General features: G+C 69.4%; 18 protein-coding genes. 4 read left to right on the forward strand and 14 right to left on the reverse strand.

What is annotated here, in order from left to right; genetic code table 11:
- Window positions 1-482: 482 nt before the first annotated feature.
- Window positions 483-1,811 (reverse strand): class I SAM-dependent RNA methyltransferase, encoded by a 1,329-nt coding sequence (locus tag ADL12_RS18600; RefSeq protein ID WP_062703784.1) that lies wholly within the window; start codon window positions 1,809-1,811, stop codon window positions 483-485.
- Window positions 1,812-1,955: 144 nt separating this feature from the next.
- Window positions 1,956-4,004 (reverse strand): APC family permease, encoded by a 2,049-nt coding sequence (locus tag ADL12_RS18605; protein WP_062703785.1) that lies wholly within the window; start codon window positions 4,002-4,004, stop codon window positions 1,956-1,958.
- A 640-nt stretch (window positions 4,005-4,644) separates the two neighbouring features.
- Between ADL12_RS18605 and ADL12_RS18615 the strand changes: the two genes are divergently transcribed.
- Together ADL12_RS18615 and ADL12_RS18620 are read left to right on the forward strand one after the other, a co-directional pair.
- Window positions 4,645-5,316 carry a potassium channel family protein gene (locus ADL12_RS18615; RefSeq protein WP_062703787.1) on the forward strand — a complete coding sequence of 224 codons (672 nt, stop codon included), beginning with the start codon at window positions 4,645-4,647 and terminating at the stop codon, window positions 5,314-5,316.
- Entirely contained in the window at window positions 5,316-5,993 is a 678-nt protein-coding gene (locus tag ADL12_RS18620) for a potassium channel family protein (protein WP_062703788.1), read from the forward strand. The genes ADL12_RS18615 and ADL12_RS18620 overlap by 1 nt, the downstream gene beginning before the upstream one ends.
- 155 nt (window positions 5,994-6,148) lie before the next feature.
- Here the strand turns inward: ADL12_RS18620 and ADL12_RS18625 are convergent, their stop codons facing one another.
- The 8 genes from ADL12_RS18625 to ADL12_RS18660 all read right to left on the reverse strand — a co-directional run bounded on the left by ADL12_RS18625 (window position 6,149) and on the right by ADL12_RS18660 (window position 13,786).
- Window positions 6,149-6,874, reverse strand: coding sequence for a DUF3159 domain-containing protein (locus ADL12_RS18625; RefSeq protein WP_062703789.1), 726 nt, complete (start codon window positions 6,872-6,874; stop codon window positions 6,149-6,151).
- Between the two features lie 3 nt (window positions 6,875-6,877).
- Window positions 6,878-7,276: an OB-fold nucleic acid binding domain-containing protein gene (locus ADL12_RS18630; RefSeq protein ID WP_062703790.1), complete on the reverse strand. Its 399-nt coding sequence runs from the start codon at window positions 7,274-7,276 to the stop codon at window positions 6,878-6,880.
- 78 nt (window positions 7,277-7,354) lie between these two features.
- Entirely contained in the window at window positions 7,355-8,071 is a 717-nt protein-coding gene (locus ADL12_RS18635; RefSeq protein WP_062703791.1) for a response regulator, read from the reverse strand.
- Window positions 8,065-10,419, reverse strand: a complete 2,355-nt coding sequence (locus tag ADL12_RS18640) for a sensor histidine kinase (RefSeq protein ID WP_062703792.1) — start codon at window positions 10,417-10,419, stop codon at window positions 8,065-8,067. The genes ADL12_RS18635 and ADL12_RS18640 overlap by 7 nt, the downstream gene beginning before the upstream one ends.
- 139 nt (window positions 10,420-10,558) lie before the next feature.
- Window positions 10,559-11,725, reverse strand: coding sequence for an alginate lyase family protein (locus ADL12_RS18645; protein ID WP_062703793.1), 1,167 nt, complete (start codon window positions 11,723-11,725; stop codon window positions 10,559-10,561).
- 159 nt (window positions 11,726-11,884) lie between these two features.
- Window positions 11,885-12,643, reverse strand: a complete 759-nt coding sequence (locus ADL12_RS18650; RefSeq protein WP_062703794.1) for a DUF3710 domain-containing protein — start codon at window positions 12,641-12,643, stop codon at window positions 11,885-11,887.
- Window position 12,644: 1 nt separating this feature from the next.
- Entirely contained in the window at window positions 12,645-13,205 is a 561-nt protein-coding gene (gene dut / locus ADL12_RS18655; RefSeq protein ID WP_062703795.1) for a dUTP diphosphatase, read from the reverse strand.
- Window positions 13,202-13,786: a PaaI family thioesterase gene (locus ADL12_RS18660; RefSeq protein ID WP_062703796.1), complete on the reverse strand. Its 585-nt coding sequence runs from the start codon at window positions 13,784-13,786 to the stop codon at window positions 13,202-13,204. Before ADL12_RS18660 ends, dut begins: the two co-directional genes overlap by 4 nt.
- Window positions 13,787-13,844: 58 nt before the next feature.
- On the opposite strand from ADL12_RS18660, the gene ADL12_RS18665 reads away from it, so the two are divergent.
- The gene (locus ADL12_RS18665) at window positions 13,845-14,306 is read left to right on the forward strand and encodes a DUF3093 domain-containing protein (RefSeq protein WP_062703797.1); all 462 of its coding nucleotides are present in this window, start codon (window positions 13,845-13,847) and stop codon (window positions 14,304-14,306) included.
- Between the two features lie 120 nt (window positions 14,307-14,426).
- Here the strand turns inward: ADL12_RS18665 and ADL12_RS18670 are convergent, their stop codons facing one another.
- The 4 genes from ADL12_RS18670 to ADL12_RS18685 form a co-directional block, all read right to left on the reverse strand.
- Window positions 14,427-15,350, reverse strand: a complete 924-nt coding sequence (locus ADL12_RS18670; protein ID WP_062703798.1) for a hypothetical protein — start codon at window positions 15,348-15,350, stop codon at window positions 14,427-14,429.
- 13 nt (window positions 15,351-15,363) lie between these two features.
- On the reverse strand, window positions 15,364-15,660 hold the full coding sequence (locus ADL12_RS18675; protein ID WP_005481602.1) for a DUF4193 domain-containing protein: 297 nt from the start codon (window positions 15,658-15,660) through the stop codon (window positions 15,364-15,366).
- Window positions 15,661-16,065: 405 nt separating this feature from the next.
- Window positions 16,066-17,313: a sensor histidine kinase gene (locus tag ADL12_RS18680; protein ID WP_062703799.1), complete on the reverse strand. Its 1,248-nt coding sequence runs from the start codon at window positions 17,311-17,313 to the stop codon at window positions 16,066-16,068.
- 6 nt (window positions 17,314-17,319) lie between these two features.
- Entirely contained in the window at window positions 17,320-17,973 is a 654-nt protein-coding gene (locus ADL12_RS18685; RefSeq protein ID WP_007385219.1) for a response regulator transcription factor, read from the reverse strand.
- Between the two features lie 416 nt (window positions 17,974-18,389).
- Here ADL12_RS18685 and ADL12_RS54995 point away from each other — a divergent pair, with 416 nt between their 5' ends.
- A complete protein-coding gene (locus ADL12_RS54995) occupies window positions 18,390-18,563 on the forward strand; it encodes a hypothetical protein (protein ID WP_164904867.1) in 174 nt (57 codons plus the stop codon).
- Window positions 18,564-18,606: the final 43 nt, after the last annotated feature.

Below are 18,606 nucleotides of genomic sequence, written 5' to 3' on the forward strand. Positions count from 1 at the left end.
TCGGGCTGTACGCCGGGTTCAGTCCGAGACGGGTCCCCAATGCCAGGCGCCGGGATGTTGCGCATCACGGTCAAGTCAGCGGACGAGGCGGCCGCCATGTCAGGCATGGTCCCGAGCCGACACGCCTCCACCCTCGCCCTGAACCAAGATCCGGACCATAGGCGACCCGGCGTCCGCCGCCCAATCTCCACATCTCGCATCGGCACTGGCCAGAGACACGCCGACGGTGTACCACCAACAGACGAAGAAACCTGGGCTGCGCAAGTGGATGAGCATCACCGCTGGGCGCCGCGAAACTCTCTACGACGGTGCTTGACCGGACTACGCATCAGGTGGCTTGACCAGCGACGCAGCATGCCTGACACACCATCAGAACGAGCGTCAAATGAGCGTCAAGATGCCTCGGAGAGCGTCATTTCAGCGTCATGATATCGCCCGTAACGCCCACACCGCGCATCATGCACACCACTCGAACCCGCAGGTCAGACGACCTTTCCGGCCGGTTCAAGGATCGCGACGCATTCCACGTGGTGGGTCATCGGAAACAGATCGAACGCCCGCAACATCCGCACCCGATACCCCCCATCCCGGAAGTACCCCAAGTCCCGCGCCAACGCCGCCGGATCACACGCCACATACGCGATCCGCCGCGCCCCCAGCGACGCAAGATGCGCGACCGTATTCCGTCCCGCCCCGGCCCGCGGCGGATCCAGCACGATCAGGTCCACCTCGGAGATACCCGTACGCGGCAGCACCGTCTCGACCTTGCCCTGCTCGATGCGTACCCGCTCGAAGCCGGCGAGGTTGTGCCGGGCGTCCTCCACCGAGCGCTTGCCGGACTCGATGCCGAGGACCGCGCCCTTGTCGCCGAGCCGGTCGGCGAGCGCGCCCGCGAACAGGCCCACGCCGCAGTACAGGTCGAGCGCCATCTCGCCCTTGCGGGGCAGCAGGCCCTGCATGACCGCCGTCACCAGGGTGTCCGCGGCCTTCGGGTGGACCTGCCAGAAGCCACCGCTGCCCACCCGGTACGTACGGCCGTCCGCGCGCTCACGCACGAAGGGGCGGCCGTGGACGCGGTGGGTCCCGCCGTCCTTCTCGCCGACCCGCATCACGGAGACCGGCTTGTCCAACTCCACGATCGGCAGCCGCGCCCCCGGCTTCGGGGTGAGGATCACCTGACGGTCCTGCGAGCCCGTCGCCGCGATCGCCTCGACCCCCGCCATGCCGGTCCAGTCGCGCTTCTCGATGCCCAGCTCGCTGACACCCTCGGCGGCGATCATGCAGTGGTCGATCGGCTCCACCTCGTGCGAGCGGTGCCGGCGCAGTCCGGCATGGCCGGCGTCGTCCACCGCGTACTGCACCCGCGTCCGCCACTGCGGCACCTGCCCGGCCGGCAGCTTGTCGCCCTCGGCCGGCATCACCGTGCCGTCCCAGCCGACGTCCTCCGGCGTCAGTCCCGCGAGCCGCTGAAGCTGCTCGGCGATGACCTCGCCCTTCATCCGGCGCTGCGCCCCCGGCTTGGCGTGCTGCCAGTCGCAGCCGCCGCAGCGGCCGGGCCCGGCGAAGGGGCAGGGAGCCTCGATGCGGTCCTTGGACGGTTCCAGCACCTCCACGGCGTCGGCGCGCAGGAAGCGATCGCCCTCCTCGCCCTCGGTCACCCGTACCACGACCTTCTCGCCGGGCAGGGTGTGCCGGACGAACAGCACCTGGCCGGCGTCGGTGCGGGCGATGCAGTGCCCACCGTGGGCGACGGGGCCGATCTCGACCTCGTACTCCTCCCCCACCAGCGACTTCTTCGGTTCTGCCTGCATGGTGGGGTGACTCCAGATCGAGAAGGGATACGGCCCTGAACGGCGCGCGAAGGGTGGGCAGGAACCCGGTCCGACCGGCGGTCCATCAGGGCCCGACAACAGCCCACCAGTCTACGTGCTCCCCGCCGCGCCCCGAGCCTTCCGTCAGCGCTGGGCGTCCTGCTCCTTCGCCCGCGCCTCGGCCGGCCCGCGCCGCACCGCACCCGGCGCGTTCCACTCCTGCCGCTTGCGGGCCCGAACCTTGGCCGCCTCGGAGGACTGGAGCTGGTACGGCACCGAGGTCACCATGATGCCCGGCGTGAACAGCAGCCGGCCCTTCAGCCTCAGCGCGCTCTGGTTGTGCAGCAGATGCTCGTACCAGTGGCCGACCACGTACTCGGGGATGATCACGGACACGGCATCGCGCGGGGACTCCTTGCGCAGGCTCTTCACGTACTCGATGATCGGCCGCGTGATCTCGCGGTACGGCGAGTCGAGCACCTTCAGCGGGACGTCGATGCCGCGCCGCTCCCACTCCTCGCGCAGCGCCTTGGTCTCCGCCGGGTCGACGTTGACGCTGAGCGCCTCCAGGGTGTCCGAGCGCAGCAACTTGGCGTAGGCCAGGGCACGCAGGGCCGGGCGGTGGATCTTGGAGACCAGGACGACCGAGTGCACCCGGGACGGCCGTACGCTGTCGTCGCTCGGGCCCTCGGGGGCGGCGAGTTCCTCGGAGACGTGGTCGTAGTGGCGGCGGATGGCCGTCATCGTGACGTAGAAGATCACCATGCCGAGCAGGGCGACCCACGCCCCGTGCGAGAACTTGGTGACGAGGACGACGACCAGGACCAGTCCGGTGAAGAAGGCGCCGAAGGTGTTGATCGCGCGGGAGCGGATCATGTGGCGGCGCTTGGCCTGGTCGGTCTCCGTGGCCAGGTGGCGGTTCCAGTGGCGGACCATGCCGGTCTGGCTGAGCGTGAAGGACACGAACACGCCGACGATGTACAGCTGGATCAGCCGGGTGGAGTCAGCACCGTAGACCCACACCAGGAGGATGGCCGCGCCCGCCAGGAGCACGATGCCGTTGGAGAAGGCGAGCCGGTCGCCGCGGGTGTGGAGCTGGCGCGGCAGATAGCGGTCCTGGGCGAGGATCGAGCCGAGCACCGGGAAGCCGTTGTAGGCGGTGTTGGCCGCCAGGAACAGCACCAGGGCGGTGGCCGCGGCGAGCACGATGAAGAAGAAGCTGCCCTTGCCGAAGACGGCCTCGGCGACCTGGGTGATCACCGGGTTCTGGACGTAGCCGGCGCCGACCGCGACACCGTCCTTCAGCAGGTCGACGGCCGGGTTCTCGGCCATGCGGACCTTGGTCGCCAGGGCGAGCCCGATGATGCCGCCGAACATGGTGACGGCCAGCAGGCCCATCATCGCGAGCGTGGTCGCCGCGTTCTTCGACTTGGGCTTGCGGAAGGCCGGGACGCCGTTGGAGATCGCCTCGACACCGGTGAGCGCGGCACAGCCGGAGGAGAAGGCCCGCAGCAGGAGGAAGACGAGCGCGAAGCCCGCGATGCCCTGGTGCTCCGCCTTGATCTCGTACGACGCCGTGGGCGCCCGCATGGTGTCGCCCAGGACGAGCCCGCGGAACGCGCCCCACGCGATCAGGGTGAAGACGCCCGCGACGAAGACGTACGTCGGGATCGCGAAGAGGTTGCCGGACTCCTTGACGCCGCGCAGGTTCATCAACGTCAGCAGCACGATCACGCCGACCGCGCACTCGACCTTGTGCTCGACGACGAACGGGACCGCGGAGCCGAGGTTCTCGATGCCGGAGGAGATCGAGACGGCGACGGTCAGGACGTAGTCGACGAGCAGGGCGCTCGCGACCGTCAGACCGGCCTTGGGTCCGAGGTTGGTGGTGGCCACCTCGTAGTCGCCGCCACCGCTGGGATAGGCATGGACGTTCTGCCGGTAGGAGGCGACCACGGTGAACATCAGCACCACGACCGCGACCGCGATCCACGGGCTGAAGTGGTACGCCGACACGCCCGCGATGGAGAGGACCAGCAGTACCTCTCCGGGCGCATACGCCACGGAGGACAGCGGGTCGGAGGCGAAGACGGGGAGGGCGATGCGCTTCGGCAGGAGCGTTTCCGCAAGCCGGTCACTGCGCAGCGCCCGCCCGATCAGAATCCGCTTGGGCACGTCGGTCAGTTTGGACACAACAGAGAATCGTAGGCCCCCGGCCTGGGACGGAGCACATCCGGGTGAAAAGACGCGCGGCGCCGGGGTGAATTCCGTGCCACGCACGCGCCGGGCGCCGGCCTCGCAGGCGTCCCCATGCCTCCATGACCTGCGTCGGTACGCTCATCACATCCGGGAGCCCTCATGTCGCAGACGACCGCTCAGCTCGTCGGTGCCCTCGTCTCGCTCGCCGGACTCGCCGCCCTGGCACTGGCCAGCCTCCGCAGCTTCAACCGCCGCTGACCGCCCTGCCGGCCTTCGCCCCTCACCGGACGCACTGGTCGGTGTGTCCGACCCTGACGTCGTCGGGGCCTCCTCCTCAGCCGGCGCCAAGGTGATCCAGTGGCCATGCACCGGGGCAGCCAGACACACCGTCGCCCCGGTGCGGAGCGGCCTGCTGCTCACCATCGCCTCAACGTCCGACCGCTCCCTCGTGGTTCACGGCCGTGAACCCACCATCGCGTACGCAGATGAAGTCATGGACGCTCTTGCCGCATAAGCTCGTGTCTGGCAACACCCCAAGCTGTTGGCTCGTTGTTGCCTGGCAGACTTAGAGAGAAGAGTGATCAGGGTGTTTTCGCAGGTCAACGGGATGACTAGGACTGCGGGGTAGAGCTAGGTGCACATCGTCATCATGGGTTGCGGAAGGGTGGGCTCCGCTCTGGCCCAGACCCTGGAGCAACAAGGGCACACGGTCGCCGTGATCGACCAGGACCCCACGGCCTTCCGCCGGCTGGGCCCCGGGTTCGGCGGCCGCCGGGTCACCGGCGTCGGCTTCGACCAGGACACCCTGCGCGAGGCGGGCATCGAGGAGGCGGGCGCCTTCGCCGCCGTCTCCAGCGGTGACAACTCGAACATCATCTCCGCGCGCGTGGCCCGTGAGATGTTCGGCGTGGAGAACGTCGCGGCCCGGATCTACGACCCCCGCCGCGCCGAGGTCTACCAGCGCCTGGGCATCCCCACCGTGGCCACGGTCCGCTGGACGGCCGACCAGATGCTGCGCCGTCTGCTGCCCTCGGGCGCCGAGCCGCTGTGGCGGGACCCCACCGGCGGCGTCCAGCTCGCCGAGGTGCACGCCTCCGCGGCCTGGGTCGGCCACAAGATCAGCAAGCTGCAGGAGGAGACCGGCGTCCGCGTCGCGTTCCTCACCCGGCTCGGCGAGGCGATCCTGCCCACGTCGCAGACGGTGCTGCAGGAGGGCGACCTGGTGCACGTGATGATGCGCACCGACGAGGTCGACAAGGTCGAGGCGGCGTTCACCAAGGGTCCCGAAGAGGAGGGCGGTCACTGATGAGGGTCGCCATTGCCGGTGCCGGCGCGGTGGGTCGCTCCATCGCGGGCGAACTGCTGGAGAACGGCCACGAGGTCCTCCTCGTCGACAAGGCGCCGACCGCCATCTCGGTCGAGCGCGTCCCGCAGGCGGAGTGGCTGCTCGCCGACGCCTGCGAGATCACCTCCCTGGACGAGGCGGCGCTCCAGCGCTGCAACGTCGTGATCGCCGCGACGGGCGACGACAAGGTCAACCTGGTCGTCTCCCTGCTGGCGAAGACGGAGTACGGCGTCCCGCGCGTCGTGGCCCGCGTGAACAACCCCAAGAACGAGTGGCTGTTCAACGAGTCCTGGGGCGTGGACGTGGCGGTCTCCACCCCGCGTCTGATGTCGGCCCTGGTCGAGGAGGCGGTGAGCGTCGGCGACCTGGTCCGCCTGCTCCGCTTCAGCCACGGCGACGCGAACCTCGTGGAGCTGACCCTGCCGGAGGAGTCGGCCCTCGCCGGCACCCAGGTCGGCGACGTGGAGTGGCCCCAGGACACGTCCCTGGTCACCATCATCCGCGGCAACCGCGTCCTGACGCCGTCCCGCGAGGACTCCCTGGAGGCAGGCGACGAGCTTCTCTTCGTGGCCGCCCAGGCGAGGGAGGAGCAGCTGGAGGATCTGCTGTCGGTGCGACGCGAGGACACAGCGAGCTAGCCGCTTCGCGCGATACGACGAGAAGGGGCGCCCCGAAATTTCGGGGCGCCCCTTCTCACCAGCCTGTCCGGCGCTTGAGGACAAGGCCCGTTCAGGGCCGAAGCGGGGGTCTGGGGGCGGCAGCCCCCAGTTGACGGCAACGACGACGCCGGGTACTACTCGGCCGACCGGCCGGCAGCCTCCCGCTCAGCCTTCTCCGCCGCCTCCATCTCCGCGAACACATCGATCGGCGCCGGCGCCTTCGCCAGGAACACCCACGTCAGCCACACGGCCAGCAGGAACGGCGGAATCTTCAGCGCGACCAGCACCCACCCCAACTGCGTCGTGTCCGCCCACCAGTACAGCGGGAAGAGAATCGCGCACTTGGCGAGCAGGATCAGCCCCCAGGCCCAACTGGCCTTCGCATACGCCTTCTTGCGTCCGGGGTTGCGCTTGCGCCAGGAGAGGTTCTCCTTGAACACCGGGCCGAGGATCAGCCCGATCAACGGCACACCGCACAAGGTCGTGATGATGTACGCGAGCCCCAGCCCCAGCGTGTAGAGCATGCCGGGCAGGTAGAAGTCCTTCGCGTTGCCGGTCATCATCGCGAACACGACACCGAAGGCAACGCCGAAGACACCGCTGAACGCGTGCTTGACGGTGTCCCGCATCACCAGGCGCACCACCACGAGCAACAGGGACACCCCGAGCGCGGCGATGGCCGACAGGTGCAGGTCCTTGTTGATCGTGTAGATGGTGACGAAGAGCAGACCGGGCAGCACCGTCTCGATCATGCCGCGCATGCCGCCGAAGGCCTCGAACAGCGCGGCCTCCGTCACCGCCCGGGCTGTCTGCTCGGCGTCTGCGGTGGTGTCTTCAGTCGGCTTGTCGAGCGACGTCACCGGCTACTCCCGTCCGAGGGGTCTCAGTTCGTATTTCGGGTTGAACAGCACCCGGCGGCCCCGGCTCATGGAGATCCGGCCCGATGCGATCAGCCGGCGCCCCGGCTCTATCCCGACTATGGAGCGCCTGCCGAGCCACACCACGTCCAGGGCGGCGGAGCCGTCGAACAGCTCGGCCTCCAGGGCCGGGACTCCCGCACGCGGCCGCAGGGTGACCGTGCGCAAGGTACCAGTAACCGTCACGATCTGTCGGTCATGGCAGTCACCGATCCTGATGCATCCGGCCGTCTCGGCGTCCTCGCGCAGCTCCTCGGACTCCAGGTCCTCCTGCGACGAGGAGAGCCGGTCGAGCATGCGCCGGAACCGGCCCACCGACTTTTCGGAACGAGGAACAGCACTCATGTCTTGAAGACTACCGGGGTGCACCGACACTCTCGTACCCCCCGGTGCCGACCCCCGAACCAGCCCCCTGTGACCAGCTCACTTCTCAAATCGGTAGCCCATCCCCGGCTCCGTGACGAAGTGCCTGGGATGCGAAGGATCGGCCTCCAGCTTCCTGCGCAGCTGGGCCATGTACACCCGCAGATAGTTCGTCTCCGTCCCGTACGACGGCCCCCACACCTCCTGCAACAGCTGCTTCTGGCTGACGAGCCGCCCGGTGTTGCGGACCAGCACCTCCAGCAGATGCCACTCCGTGGGGGTCAGCCGTACGTCCCTCCCGTCCCGGTTGACCTTCTTCGCGGCCAGGTCCACGGTGAACTCCTCGGTCGCCACCATCACGTCGTCCTCGCCGCCCCCGGTCGGTTCGGCCCGGCGGACGGCGGCCCGCAGCCGGGCCAGCAGTTCGTCCATGCCGAAGGGCTTGGTGACGTAGTCGTCGGCGCCCGCGTCCAGCGCCTCGACCTTCTCGTCGGAGGAGTGCCGGGCGGACAGCACCAGGATCGGCACCCGGGTCCAGCCGCGCAGCCCGCGGATCACCTCGACGCCGTCCATGTCGGGCAGACCGAGGTCGAGGACGACCACGTCGGGGTGGCGGGTGGCGGCGAGCTCGAGGGCGGTGGCCCCGTCGTGGGCCGCGTCGACCTCGTACTTGCGGGCCTTGAGGTTGATCACGAGGGCGCGCACGATCTGCGGCTCGTCGTCGATCACCAGCACCCTCGTGGGGGCCTGGGGGGTCCCCCCGGTCGGGCTCAGCATGTGGTCTGCCTTTCAGGTTCCGCGGGGCGCTCCACAGACGCGTCCCCCTCTTCGAGAAGCTCCGCGCGTGCTTGCGCCGCCCGGAGAGTGAGGACCGTGGTGAGGCCGCCGCCGGGCGTGTCCTCGGCGTTGAGGGTGCCGTTCATGGCCTCGTCGGGGACGCCCGGGCCGCGGTCGGCGACGCGCACCTCGACCCGTTCGGCGATGGCGCTCGCGGAGACGAGGACGGCGCTGCCGTCCGGGCTGTACTTGACGGCGTTCTCGACCAGGTTGGCCACCGACCGTTCCAGCAGCCCAGGGTCCACGGCGACCATGGGCAGCGTCTCCGGAATGTCCAGCTCCGCGCTGGCCTCCGGCACCCCGCCGAGCGCCATCGGCACCACCTCGTCCAGGTCGATCTCCCGGATCAACGGCGTCACCGTGCCCGTCTGCAGCCGCGACATGTCGAGGAGATTGCCGACCAGATGGTCGAGCCGGTCGGCACCCCCGTCGATGCCCTCCAGCAGCTCGGCCTCGTCCTGCGGCGACCACGCCACGTCGTCGGACCGCAGCGAGGAAACCGCCGCCATGATGCCCGCAAGAGGCGTACGCAGGTCATGGCTCACCGCGGCCGGCAGCGCCGTCCGGATCCGGTTGCCCTCCGCCGGCTCCTTGGCCTGGTCGGCCTCGCACTGCAGACGCTGCCGATCCAGCACCACCGCGGCCTGCGCGGCGAAGGCGGCCAGCACCCGCCGGTCCTCGGCGGGCAGCACCCGGCCGGCCGGCGCGAGCGCCATGTGATCGCCGACCGGCACGTCCACGTCCGCCTCCTCCGGCCGCTCCGGCGCCCGCCCCGGGCCCACCCGGCCCGCACACATCCACGGATCGACATCGCTCTGCCGCTCCAGCAGCAGCGCCGACTCCATCCCGAACGTCTCGCGCACCCGCTCCAGCAGCTCCTCCAGGCCGGTCTCGCCGCGCAGCACGTTCCCGGCCAGGAAGGACAGGATCTCCGACTCCGCGCGCAGTCGAGCCGCCTGACGGGTCCGGCGGGCCGCGAGATCCACCACGGAGGCCACCGCCACCGCCACCGCCACGAAGACGAAGATCACGAGCGCGAGCAGGTTCTTCGGGTCGGCGATCGAGATGCGGTGCAGCGGCGGTGTGAAGAACCAATTCAGCAGCAGCGAGCCGACCGCGGCCGAGGCCAGCGCCAGCAGCAGCCCGCCGAGCAGGGCCGCCGCCACCGTCGACGTCAGGAACAACAGCATGTCGTTCGCGAGACCGAGGTCGGCGTCGATGTCGGTCAGCAGCAGGGTGAGCAGCACCGGGCCGCCGACGCCGATGAACCAGCCCCACACCGTCCGTGAGCGGCCGAGGCTCGCTCCCCGGGCCACCGGCAGTCCCCGCCCCTTGGCGGCCTCCTCATGCATGACGATGTGGACGTCGAGGCCGGGGCCCGAATCCCGGGCGACCGTGGCGCCGACGCCCGGTCCGAGGACGTACTCCCGGCTCTTGCGGCGCGAGGAGCCGAGCACGATCTGGGTGGCGTTCACCCCGCGCGCGAAGTCCAGCAGCGACGCCGGGATGTCGTCGCCGACGACGTGGTGGAAGGTGCCGCCCAGGTCCTCGACGAGAGTGCGCTGGACGGCCAGTTCCTTGGGTGAGGCGGAGGTGAGGCCGTCGCTGCGGGCGATGTAGACGGCCAGCACCTCACCGCCGGCGCCCTTCTCCGCGAGCCGCGCGGCCCGGCGGATGAGGGTCCTGCCCTCCGGGCCGCCGGTCAGCCCGACCACGATCCACTCCCTCGATGCCCGGATCCTCTGCACCTGGTGATCGCTGCGGTACTGCTTCAGATACTCGTCGACCCGGTCCGCCACCCACAGCAACGCCGGCTCCCGCAGCGCGGTCAGGTTCCCGGGGCGGAAGTAGTTCGACAGGGCCGCGTCGATCTTGTCCGGCTGGTAGATGTTCCCGTGCGCCATCCGCCGCCGCAGCGCCTGCGGCGACATGTCGACCAGCTCGACCTGATCGGCCCGGCGGACCACCTGCCGGCGCTTGGCGTTGCGCGATCCGGGGATGTTGGTGTGGGCCGGCTCGTCGACGAGCGCCACCTGCGGACGCCGCGCCAGTACGGCGTCGACGTCCATCTCCGTGAAGACGGCCCCTCGGTACCCGAGCTCGTTGCGGGTGATCTGCTCCAGCCCGTGCAGCAGCACCTCGGTGCGCGCCCGCTCATGGTGCTCCACCAAGGCGACCACAAAGTCGGTGCCCCGCTCGACACGGCGGTGCGCCTCGGACAGCATCGCGTACGTCTTGCCGACGCCCGGTGCCGCACCGAGGTAGATCCGAAGCTTGCCGCGTCCCATGGCCCTATTGTCTTCCGGTCCCACTGCTGCCTGCGCAGCGTCGACCTTACGGCCAATAATCGCGACAAATGGGGCCGGGTACGGCGGCGGGAGCGTCTTTGACGCAACCCTGACGCCCCCGCCGTCGCACCGCCCCGCCTCAGCCGGGGTTGTCGCCGTGGGTGAGGGTCTCCCAGGCCACGAAGAGGTTGTTGCTGCCGGCCGGGCGGTTGCGGTCGGTGAGCGTCTCGGTGTTGGTCATGGCGTGGCCGAGACGGTTGGCCAGGGCGTTGTGCCCGACCTCGGTGACCGGACCGAGCCCGAGCTTCGGCGAGCCGCCGCACAGCCAGCTCGGCGCGGCCGTACCCAGCTCGTACTTGGCCTGGAACCCGAGCGCCTGTCGCAGCCGCTCGCCGACGTCGGTGCCGTACAGGTCCTGCCCCTGGATCCGGCTGGTCTCCGCGACGTGCGAGACGGCCGAGATGCCGTACCCGGTGTGCGTGAGGTCGCGGCAGGTCTCCTGAGTGAGACCGGTGACGAAGGTGGACTGCCCCTGCCAGTACTTGACGATCTTGTCCCGGGTGTCGAGGTTCTGGCTCGGCACGGTCTTCGGCAGGTCGCCGTCGGAGGACAGGTAGACGTAGGCGGCGGTGCGGGTGCGGAACTTCGCCATGGCCTTGTCGTACGACGTCTTGTCCTCCAGGAAGACGGAGATGCCGACGGCGGCCTCCATCATCGACAGCTCCCAGTTGCCGTTGGAGTTCGAGCCGTTGATGATCTCGGGCAGATAGACGTTGCGGAGCATGGTGGCGAACCGGCCGGAGTTGGCCCAGCTCCCGGTGTACGTGTACTTGATGATCTCGGCGGCCCTGGGCCAGGAGGAGCCGGCCCAGCCCGCCTGCAGGGGCGCGTTGCTGTTGGTGTGGTCCTTGATCACCGCGGACCAGGCGTCCATCAGCTCGATGGCCTTCTTCGCGTGCCGCTCGTCGCGGGTGACGTACCAGGCGAGGGCCTGGGTGTAGGCGGCTATTGCGTCCTCGCGCTCGTCGGTGCAGCCGTAGTTGGGGTTCGAGTACGAACCGCACTCGACGACCGCGCGGGGCTTGGGCGTGCGGTTCAGATCGGCGTACTTGCTCGCCATCATCCGGTCGAAGGCGCCCTTCCAGGGCTGGGCACCGGCGTTGACCTGGGAGCGGGCGAAGTCCAGCTGGCCCTTGGAGACGGTGACTCCGGGGTGAACGAAGGTGACGGGAGCGGCGTCGGCGGGCCAGGCAAGGACACCGGCGACGAGGGCGGCCGCGGCCGCGAACAGTGCGGTTCTGCGCATACGTGGGGGCCTTCCGTTCTCGTATGTGAACGTGAAGCGCCTTTATGAACAGACGCGTTGGCCGGAGACGGTAGGTACAGACCAATGCCCCGTCAAGAGTTCACGCACGAGAAAGGGCCGCACCCCGTGTGGGATACGGCCCTGATGTTTCTACGTTGTTCAGCGCACCTCAGTGATCTCCGGCCCGCGCTGGAGCTGGCCCATGCCGCCGGAGAAGCGCGAACCCGCCTCCTCCTGCTGGACACCCTCGGGAATCATCTGGGCGTCGTTCGGCAGCTTCAGGACGATCGGGTCACGGGGGGCCATCGGGCCTTCGCCGCGGACCACGACCGTGTCCCGGAAGATCTGCTCGAGCAGGCCGGCCGCCTGCGGCTGCACCGCGCCCTGGCCCGAGATCACACCGCGCAGGAACCAGCGGGGACCGTCCACGCCGACGAACCGCACGACCTGGAAACCGCCCGTGCCGTCCGGCAGCTGAACCGGTACCTGGGCCCGCAGTTCCCAGCCGAGCGGGCCCTCGACCTCGTCGATGATGCCACCCTGCTGGGTGATGCCGGAGCCGATCTCCTCGCGCACCTCGCCCCAGATGCCCTCGCGCTTGGGGGCGGCGAAGGCCTGCAGCTGGATGGCGCTGTCCCGCAGCACGACGGTCGCCGCGACGATCGCGTCGCCCGCGACCTCGACACGCAGCTCCATGCCGTCGACGCCCGGCACCAACAGGCCGCCCAGGTCCACCCGGCCCTCGCCGGGCTCACGGATCTCTGAGCTGTCCCAGGGCCCGTCGGGCCGCGGTTCCGGCTCGAGCCGTACGCGCTCGCGCGTGCCGTCGTCGTCCGCCTCAGTGTCGATGTCGACGACCTGCTCGGGCTCGCCGGCCGCGTCCTCGGCGGCACCCTTCTTCTTGCGACGTCCGAACACGTCACTGTCCTTCCCGGTCGGATACGACCGAAGCGTATCGATTCCCACCCGTAGTGCCGCCATCGGCGGCCTCAACGCTTGTCCCGCTTGTGCCGTCCACCGCGGCATGGCCGCCGGTGGACCCGAAGCCCCCCTCGGCCCGTGCCGAATCGGGAAGCTCCGCGACCTCCTGGAAGCGAACCCTCTCGACCTGCTGGACGACCAGTTGGGCAATCCGGTCGAAGCGCTCGAACCGCACGGGCTCGTGCGGGTCGAGATTCACCACGATCACCTTGATCTCCCCACGGTACCCGGCATCAACCGTCCCCGGGGCATTCACGAGGGCGACACCGAGGCGGGCAGCGAGACCGGATCGCGGGTGCACGAAGGCCGCGTACCCCTCCGGCAGGGCTACAGACACCCCGGTGGGCAGTACGGCCCGCTCCCCCGGCTTCAGCTCACAGGCCTCGGTGGTGCGCAGATCGGCTCCGGCGTCACCGGGGTGTGCGTACGTCGGAAGCGGTACGTCGGGGTCGACGCGCCGGATCAGCACGTCGAGTTCTCGACGGGGCTCACGGCTCACGGGTTCACCTCGAAGGCACGGGCACGCCGGACCTGGTCCGGGTCGTTCATGGCGGCCCGGATCTCCTCCGGGCGGCCGTTGTCGATGAAGTGGTCGACCTTCACCTCGATGAAGAGGGCGTCGGCACGGACGGCGACGGGCCCGTCGGGGCCGCCGATCCGTCCGGTGGCGGTCGAGTAGATCTTGCGGCCCGCCACCGCCGTCACCTCGGCCTCCAGATACAGCACCGTGCCCACCGGAACGGGCCGTACGAAGTCGGTCTCCAGCCGCCCGGTCACGGCGATCGTGCGCAGCAGCCAGTTGAGCGAGCCGAGGGTCTCGTCGAGGGCGGTCGCGAGCACGCCACCGTGCGCGAGCCCGGGCGCGCCCTGATGGGCGGGCTGCACGGTGAACTCGGCGGTGATGCTGACGCCGTCACCGGCCCGCGCCTGAAGGTGCAACCCGTGGGCCTGCTCACCACCGCAGCCGAAACACTCGCCGTAGTGCGCACCGAGAAGCTCCCCGGGTGCGGGAGCATCGGGGTGACGGGCCGGTTTCACGGCGTCGGCCGGAGGCTTGAGAGTTGCGGAAGTACCACTCACAGCCGCAGACCTTACCCGCGCGTCGGCAGGTTCCGGACACCGTGCCAAGCTTGGCTCCATGCAGCTCTCCGCCGCCCCCTACGAAGAACGCCTGACCGCCCCCCGCTCGTGGTGGCTGATCTCGTTCCTGGTCGGGGTCTCCCTGGCCCTGATCCTCCTGCCGTTCGGCACGCTGCCCCTGCTCGCCGGGCTCGTCGGCGGCACCGCCGCGGCAGCCGTCATGGCCAGCTCGTACGGCTCGGTCCGCATCCGTCTGGTGGGCGACTCGCTGATCGCGGGCGAGGCGAGGATCCCGGTACGGGCCCTGGGCGAGGCACACGTCCTGGACCCCGAGGAGGCCCGCGCCTGGCGCACCCACAAGGCCGACACCCGAGCCTTCCTCCTCCTGCGTGCCTACATCCCCACGGCCCTGCGCGTGGAGGTCACGGACCCCGAGGACCCGACCCCGTACCTGTACCTGTCGACCCGCGAGCCGGAACGCCTGGCGGAGGCGATCAAGGCCGCGAAGGCCTCGGTCTAGCACACCCGAGCGGGCCTTCACCGGCCTGGTCAAGACTTGTGCTCGCCGTGGCAAAAACTTCGCGGCGGCATGCCGAAAGGGCCTCTGGGCGGCCGCCGTACCGGCCCCGCTGGCGGGATCTCAGCCGCCCCCGAGCCTCTTGCGCCCGCGCATACGCCCCACGTCTCCCATGTCCAGCGGCCTTGCCGGGCGCTCCAGCGGGGGCAGTTCCGGCAATTCGTCCCACGGCACCTGGATCTTCCGCAGGTCCGTCCGAATCCGTGCCGCGAGTCTCTTGGTGTCCCGGCGGTTCATGACCGCGCCCACCGCGGCCCCGACCATGAAGGGCATGAGGTTCGGCAGATTCCGGACCATCCGCTTCATGATCTGCTGACGCAGCTCCCGCTTCATCTGCCCACCGAGAGCGGCGTTGACCGTCGCCGGCTTCATGGGGTCGATGCCGCGCTCCTCGGACCACGAGGACAGATACGCGGTACTGCGGTCTTTCAGATTGCCGGGCGGGCGTACGCCGTACACCTCGTGCAGCTCGGCGATCAGTTTCAGTTCGATGGCCGCGACGCCGGTGATCTCGGCGGCCAACTCCGTCGGCATCGCGGGCGGTACCGGCAGCATCGCCGCCGCACCGACTCCCGCGCCGACCGTCGCGCTCGCGTTCGCCGCTCCCGCGACGAGCTTGTCCGCGATCTGCTCGGGCCCGAGCCCCGGGAAGTGCCGCCGAAGCGTCGCGAGGTCCCGTACGGGGATCCGCGGGGCGTTCTCGATGATCCGGTCGGTGAGGTATCCAAGACCCGCTCTGGCGCGGCTGCCGCCCTTACGGACGCCTTCCCGGGCCTTCTCCCGGATCACCGCCGCCCGCCGCCGGACGACGGGTGCGGGAACCTCCGTCGGCTCCGAGAGGTCAGCCCCGGACATCGGTTCGAGCGAGGCCCCCGTACCGGATGAGCCCCGCTCGTCGTCACGCGCGCCGTAGGGGCCGTCGGACGGCCCTTCGTCCACTCCCGACGGTCGGGAGCGGCGCTTCCAAGGTGGGGTCGAGCCAGTCATGCCCGACCCGACCTCAGTCGCAGTCGCGGCAGATCGGCTGACCGTTCTTCTCCCGGGCCAGCTGGCTGCGGTGGTGCACCAGGAAGCAGCTCATGCAGGTGAACTCGTCCTGCTGCTTCGGCAGCACCCGGACGGCCAACTCCTCGTTCGAGAGGTCCGCGCCGGGCAGCTCCAGGCCTTCGGCAGCCTCGAACTCGTCAACGTCCACAGCGGACGTCGACTTGTCGTTCCGCCTGGCCTTCAGCTCTTCAAGGCTGTCCGAGTCGACGTCGTCGTCGGTCTTGCGTGGGGTGTCGTAATCCGTTGCCATGTCGCTCTCCCCCTCTGGGTGTCTGCGGTGTCTCCAGCGCACGTAACGCGTGAGAGGCCGGACTTGTGCCCGACCCGAGGCGGAGATTTTGCCTCACATCAAGGTCTGTTACTCAATCGACACCCAACCGGACTCCTCAAGAGTGATCGGCTTGGATGGCGAACGGGACCGTACACGGTCCTAATGCCGCAGTTCAAAGGCGTCTCACCGTGTACTTCCCGTGATCAAGACCCCCGAAAACCCGGATTTTCCCGGCTTTCCGGCAGTCCGCATGATCACTGAGAGTAGATGGCCAGAAAATCGCCCTTGTGATCGATCACACACGGGGTTGCTCGCCGAGTGCCCAGAAAATTCCGCGCAAAGCGAACATCCCCGAATGTCCATCGAGTGTCGGCGCACATGATCTCAGATCGGCAGCGTGACCCGCATCACGAGCCCTCCGCCCTCGCGCGGTTGCGCGGAGATGTGTCCGCCGTGCGCCCGCGCCACGGACCGCACGATGGACAACCCCAGGCCGACGCCCTTGTCGCTGCCCGTGCGTTCCGTACGCAGCCGTCTGAACGGCTCGAAGAGGTTGTCGATCTCGTACGCCGGCACCACCGGCCCGGTGTTCGACACGACCAGGACAGCCTGCCCGTGCTGGACCTCTGTGGTGACCTCGACCCAGCCGCCCTCCGGGATGTTGTATCGGACGGCATTCTGCACCAGGTTCAGCGCGATCCGCTCCAGCAGCACGCCGTTGCCCTGGACGACCGCGGGCTTCTGCTCGCCCCGGATGACCACGCCCTTGGCCTCCGCCTCGGCGTGCACCTGGTCGACGGCCTGCTCGGCCACCTCCGCGAGGTCCACCGGTTTGCGTTCGACGATCTGGTTGTCGCTGCGGGCGAGCAGCAGCAGACCCTCGACGAGCTGCTCGCTGCGCTCGTTGGTGGCCAGCAGCGTCTTGCCGAGCTGCTGGAGCTCCACCGGCGCGTTCGGGTCGGAGAGGTGCACCTCGAGCAGTGTGCGGTTGATCGCGAGCGGGGTGCGCAGCTCGTGCGAGGCGTTGCCGACGAAGCGCTGCTGGGCGGTGAACGCCCGCTGCAGCCGCTCCAGCATCTCGTCGAAGGTGTCGGCGAGTTCCTTCAGCTCGTCGTCCGGGCCGTCCAGTTCAATACGGCGGGACAGGTCCGAGCCCGCCACCGCGCGCGCGGTGCGGGTGATCCGGCCCAGCGGCGACAGGACGCGGCCGGCCATGGCGTAGCCGAAGGCGAAGGCGATGACGGCGAGGCCGAGGAGGGCGAGGAGGGAGCGGCTGAGGAGATCGTCCAGCGCCACCCGGCGCTGTTGGTCGATACAGGCGCTGATCGCCTCGTTGAACTGGGAGAACGTGGGGGTGTCGGACTTGATCGCGGGGCAGTTGTCGCTGGTGACCGAGAGCTGGTTGGCGTCGACGATCTTGAACGGCGGTTCGTTGCCCGTGTTGATCGCCTGTGCAGCCAGCAGGTAGATGATCGACAGCAGCAGGATGCCGGCGATCAGGAACATGCCGCCGTACAGCAGCGTGAGCCTTATCCGGATGGTGGGACGCAGCCACGGGAAGGGGGGCTCCACTCTCCGGGGGTCCCAGGTGGGCTTGGGGGGCGCCTGGGGAGGCGCGGGAGTCGCGGCCATGGCCGATCAGATCCGGTAGCCGGAACCGGGCACGGTGACGATCACGGGTGGCTCCCCCAGCTTGCGGCGCAGGGTCATGACGGTCACCCGCACCACGTTCGTGAACGGGTCGGTGTTCTCGTCCCAGGCCTTCTCCAGGAGCTGCTCGGCGGAGACGACCGCGCCCTCGCTGCGCATCAGCACTTCCAGGACGGCGAACTCCTTCGGCGCGAGCTGCACCTCCTTGCCGTCCCGGAACACCTCGCGGCGGTTCGGGTCCAGCTTGATGCCGGCGCGCTCCAGGACGGGCGGCAGCGGCACGCTCGTACGGCGGCCGAGGGCACGCACGCGTGCCGTCAGCTCGCTGAAGGCGAAGGGCTTGGGCAGATAGTCGTCGGCGCCGATCTCCAGCCCTTCGACCCGGTCGCTGACGTCGCCGGAGGCCGTGAGCATCAGCACGCGGGTGGGCATGCCGAGTTCGACGATCTTGCGGCAGACGTCGTCGCCGTGCACCAGCGGGAGGTCGCGGTCGAGGACGACCACGTCGTAGTCGTTGACGCCGATGCGTTCCAGGGCGGCCGCACCGTCGTACACGACGTCGACGGCCATGGCCTCCCGGCGCAGTCCGGTGGCCACCGCATCGGCGAGCAGTTGCTCGTCCTCGACGACGAGTACGCGCACGTCGCTTGTCCTTCCTGTGTCCACCCGCGTAGCGCTTGTCTCGCGCACGGGCAGGGGTTCTGGTCGGGTGTCTTGGCCTCCATCCTGCCCTTTTCCGCCATAAGTCGGCGGTAAGACGGGTGAGCGGGCCATGCAGGACGGGTGTGCAGCCCGGGAATGCGAGATTTTCTCTTCCGGTTGAGGTTTCCGTGGAAGGGAGCGGGGGGAGGACGGCTTTACACCCCGCGATCACGCTCTGCTCGTGCCGCACCACCATGCGGTACGAATCGATCCGCTTTCCGCAGAGCGGGCGTGGGTGTCCGGCACCGTCGCCGCCCGGCAAGGGCAGCGCTGGGCACCTACCGAGACGTGATCGCCCCTTCCGAACGGCACACCCCCGTGCCACCGACCCACGACCCAGGACGAGGGGGCGCAGCATGGACGCATTCACCGCAGGACTTCTGCAGCGCATAAGGGCGACCGAGTCCGACCTGACGCGGGCTCGTGACGAGGGCGACGACTTCCTCGTCGAGGTGGAGCAGGGCGAGCTCGACGACCTGCGCCGCCTCGCCGCCGAGCACGGTGTGGAAGTCGGCGCGTCACGCGTCTGACGAGTACGACGACGGGGCCCCGGCGAATCCAGCGCCGGGGCCC

The sequence above is a fragment of the Streptomyces regalis genome (genome assembly GCF_001509475.1).
Lineage (GTDB): Bacteria > Actinomycetota > Actinomycetes > Streptomycetales > Streptomycetaceae > Streptomyces > Streptomyces regalis.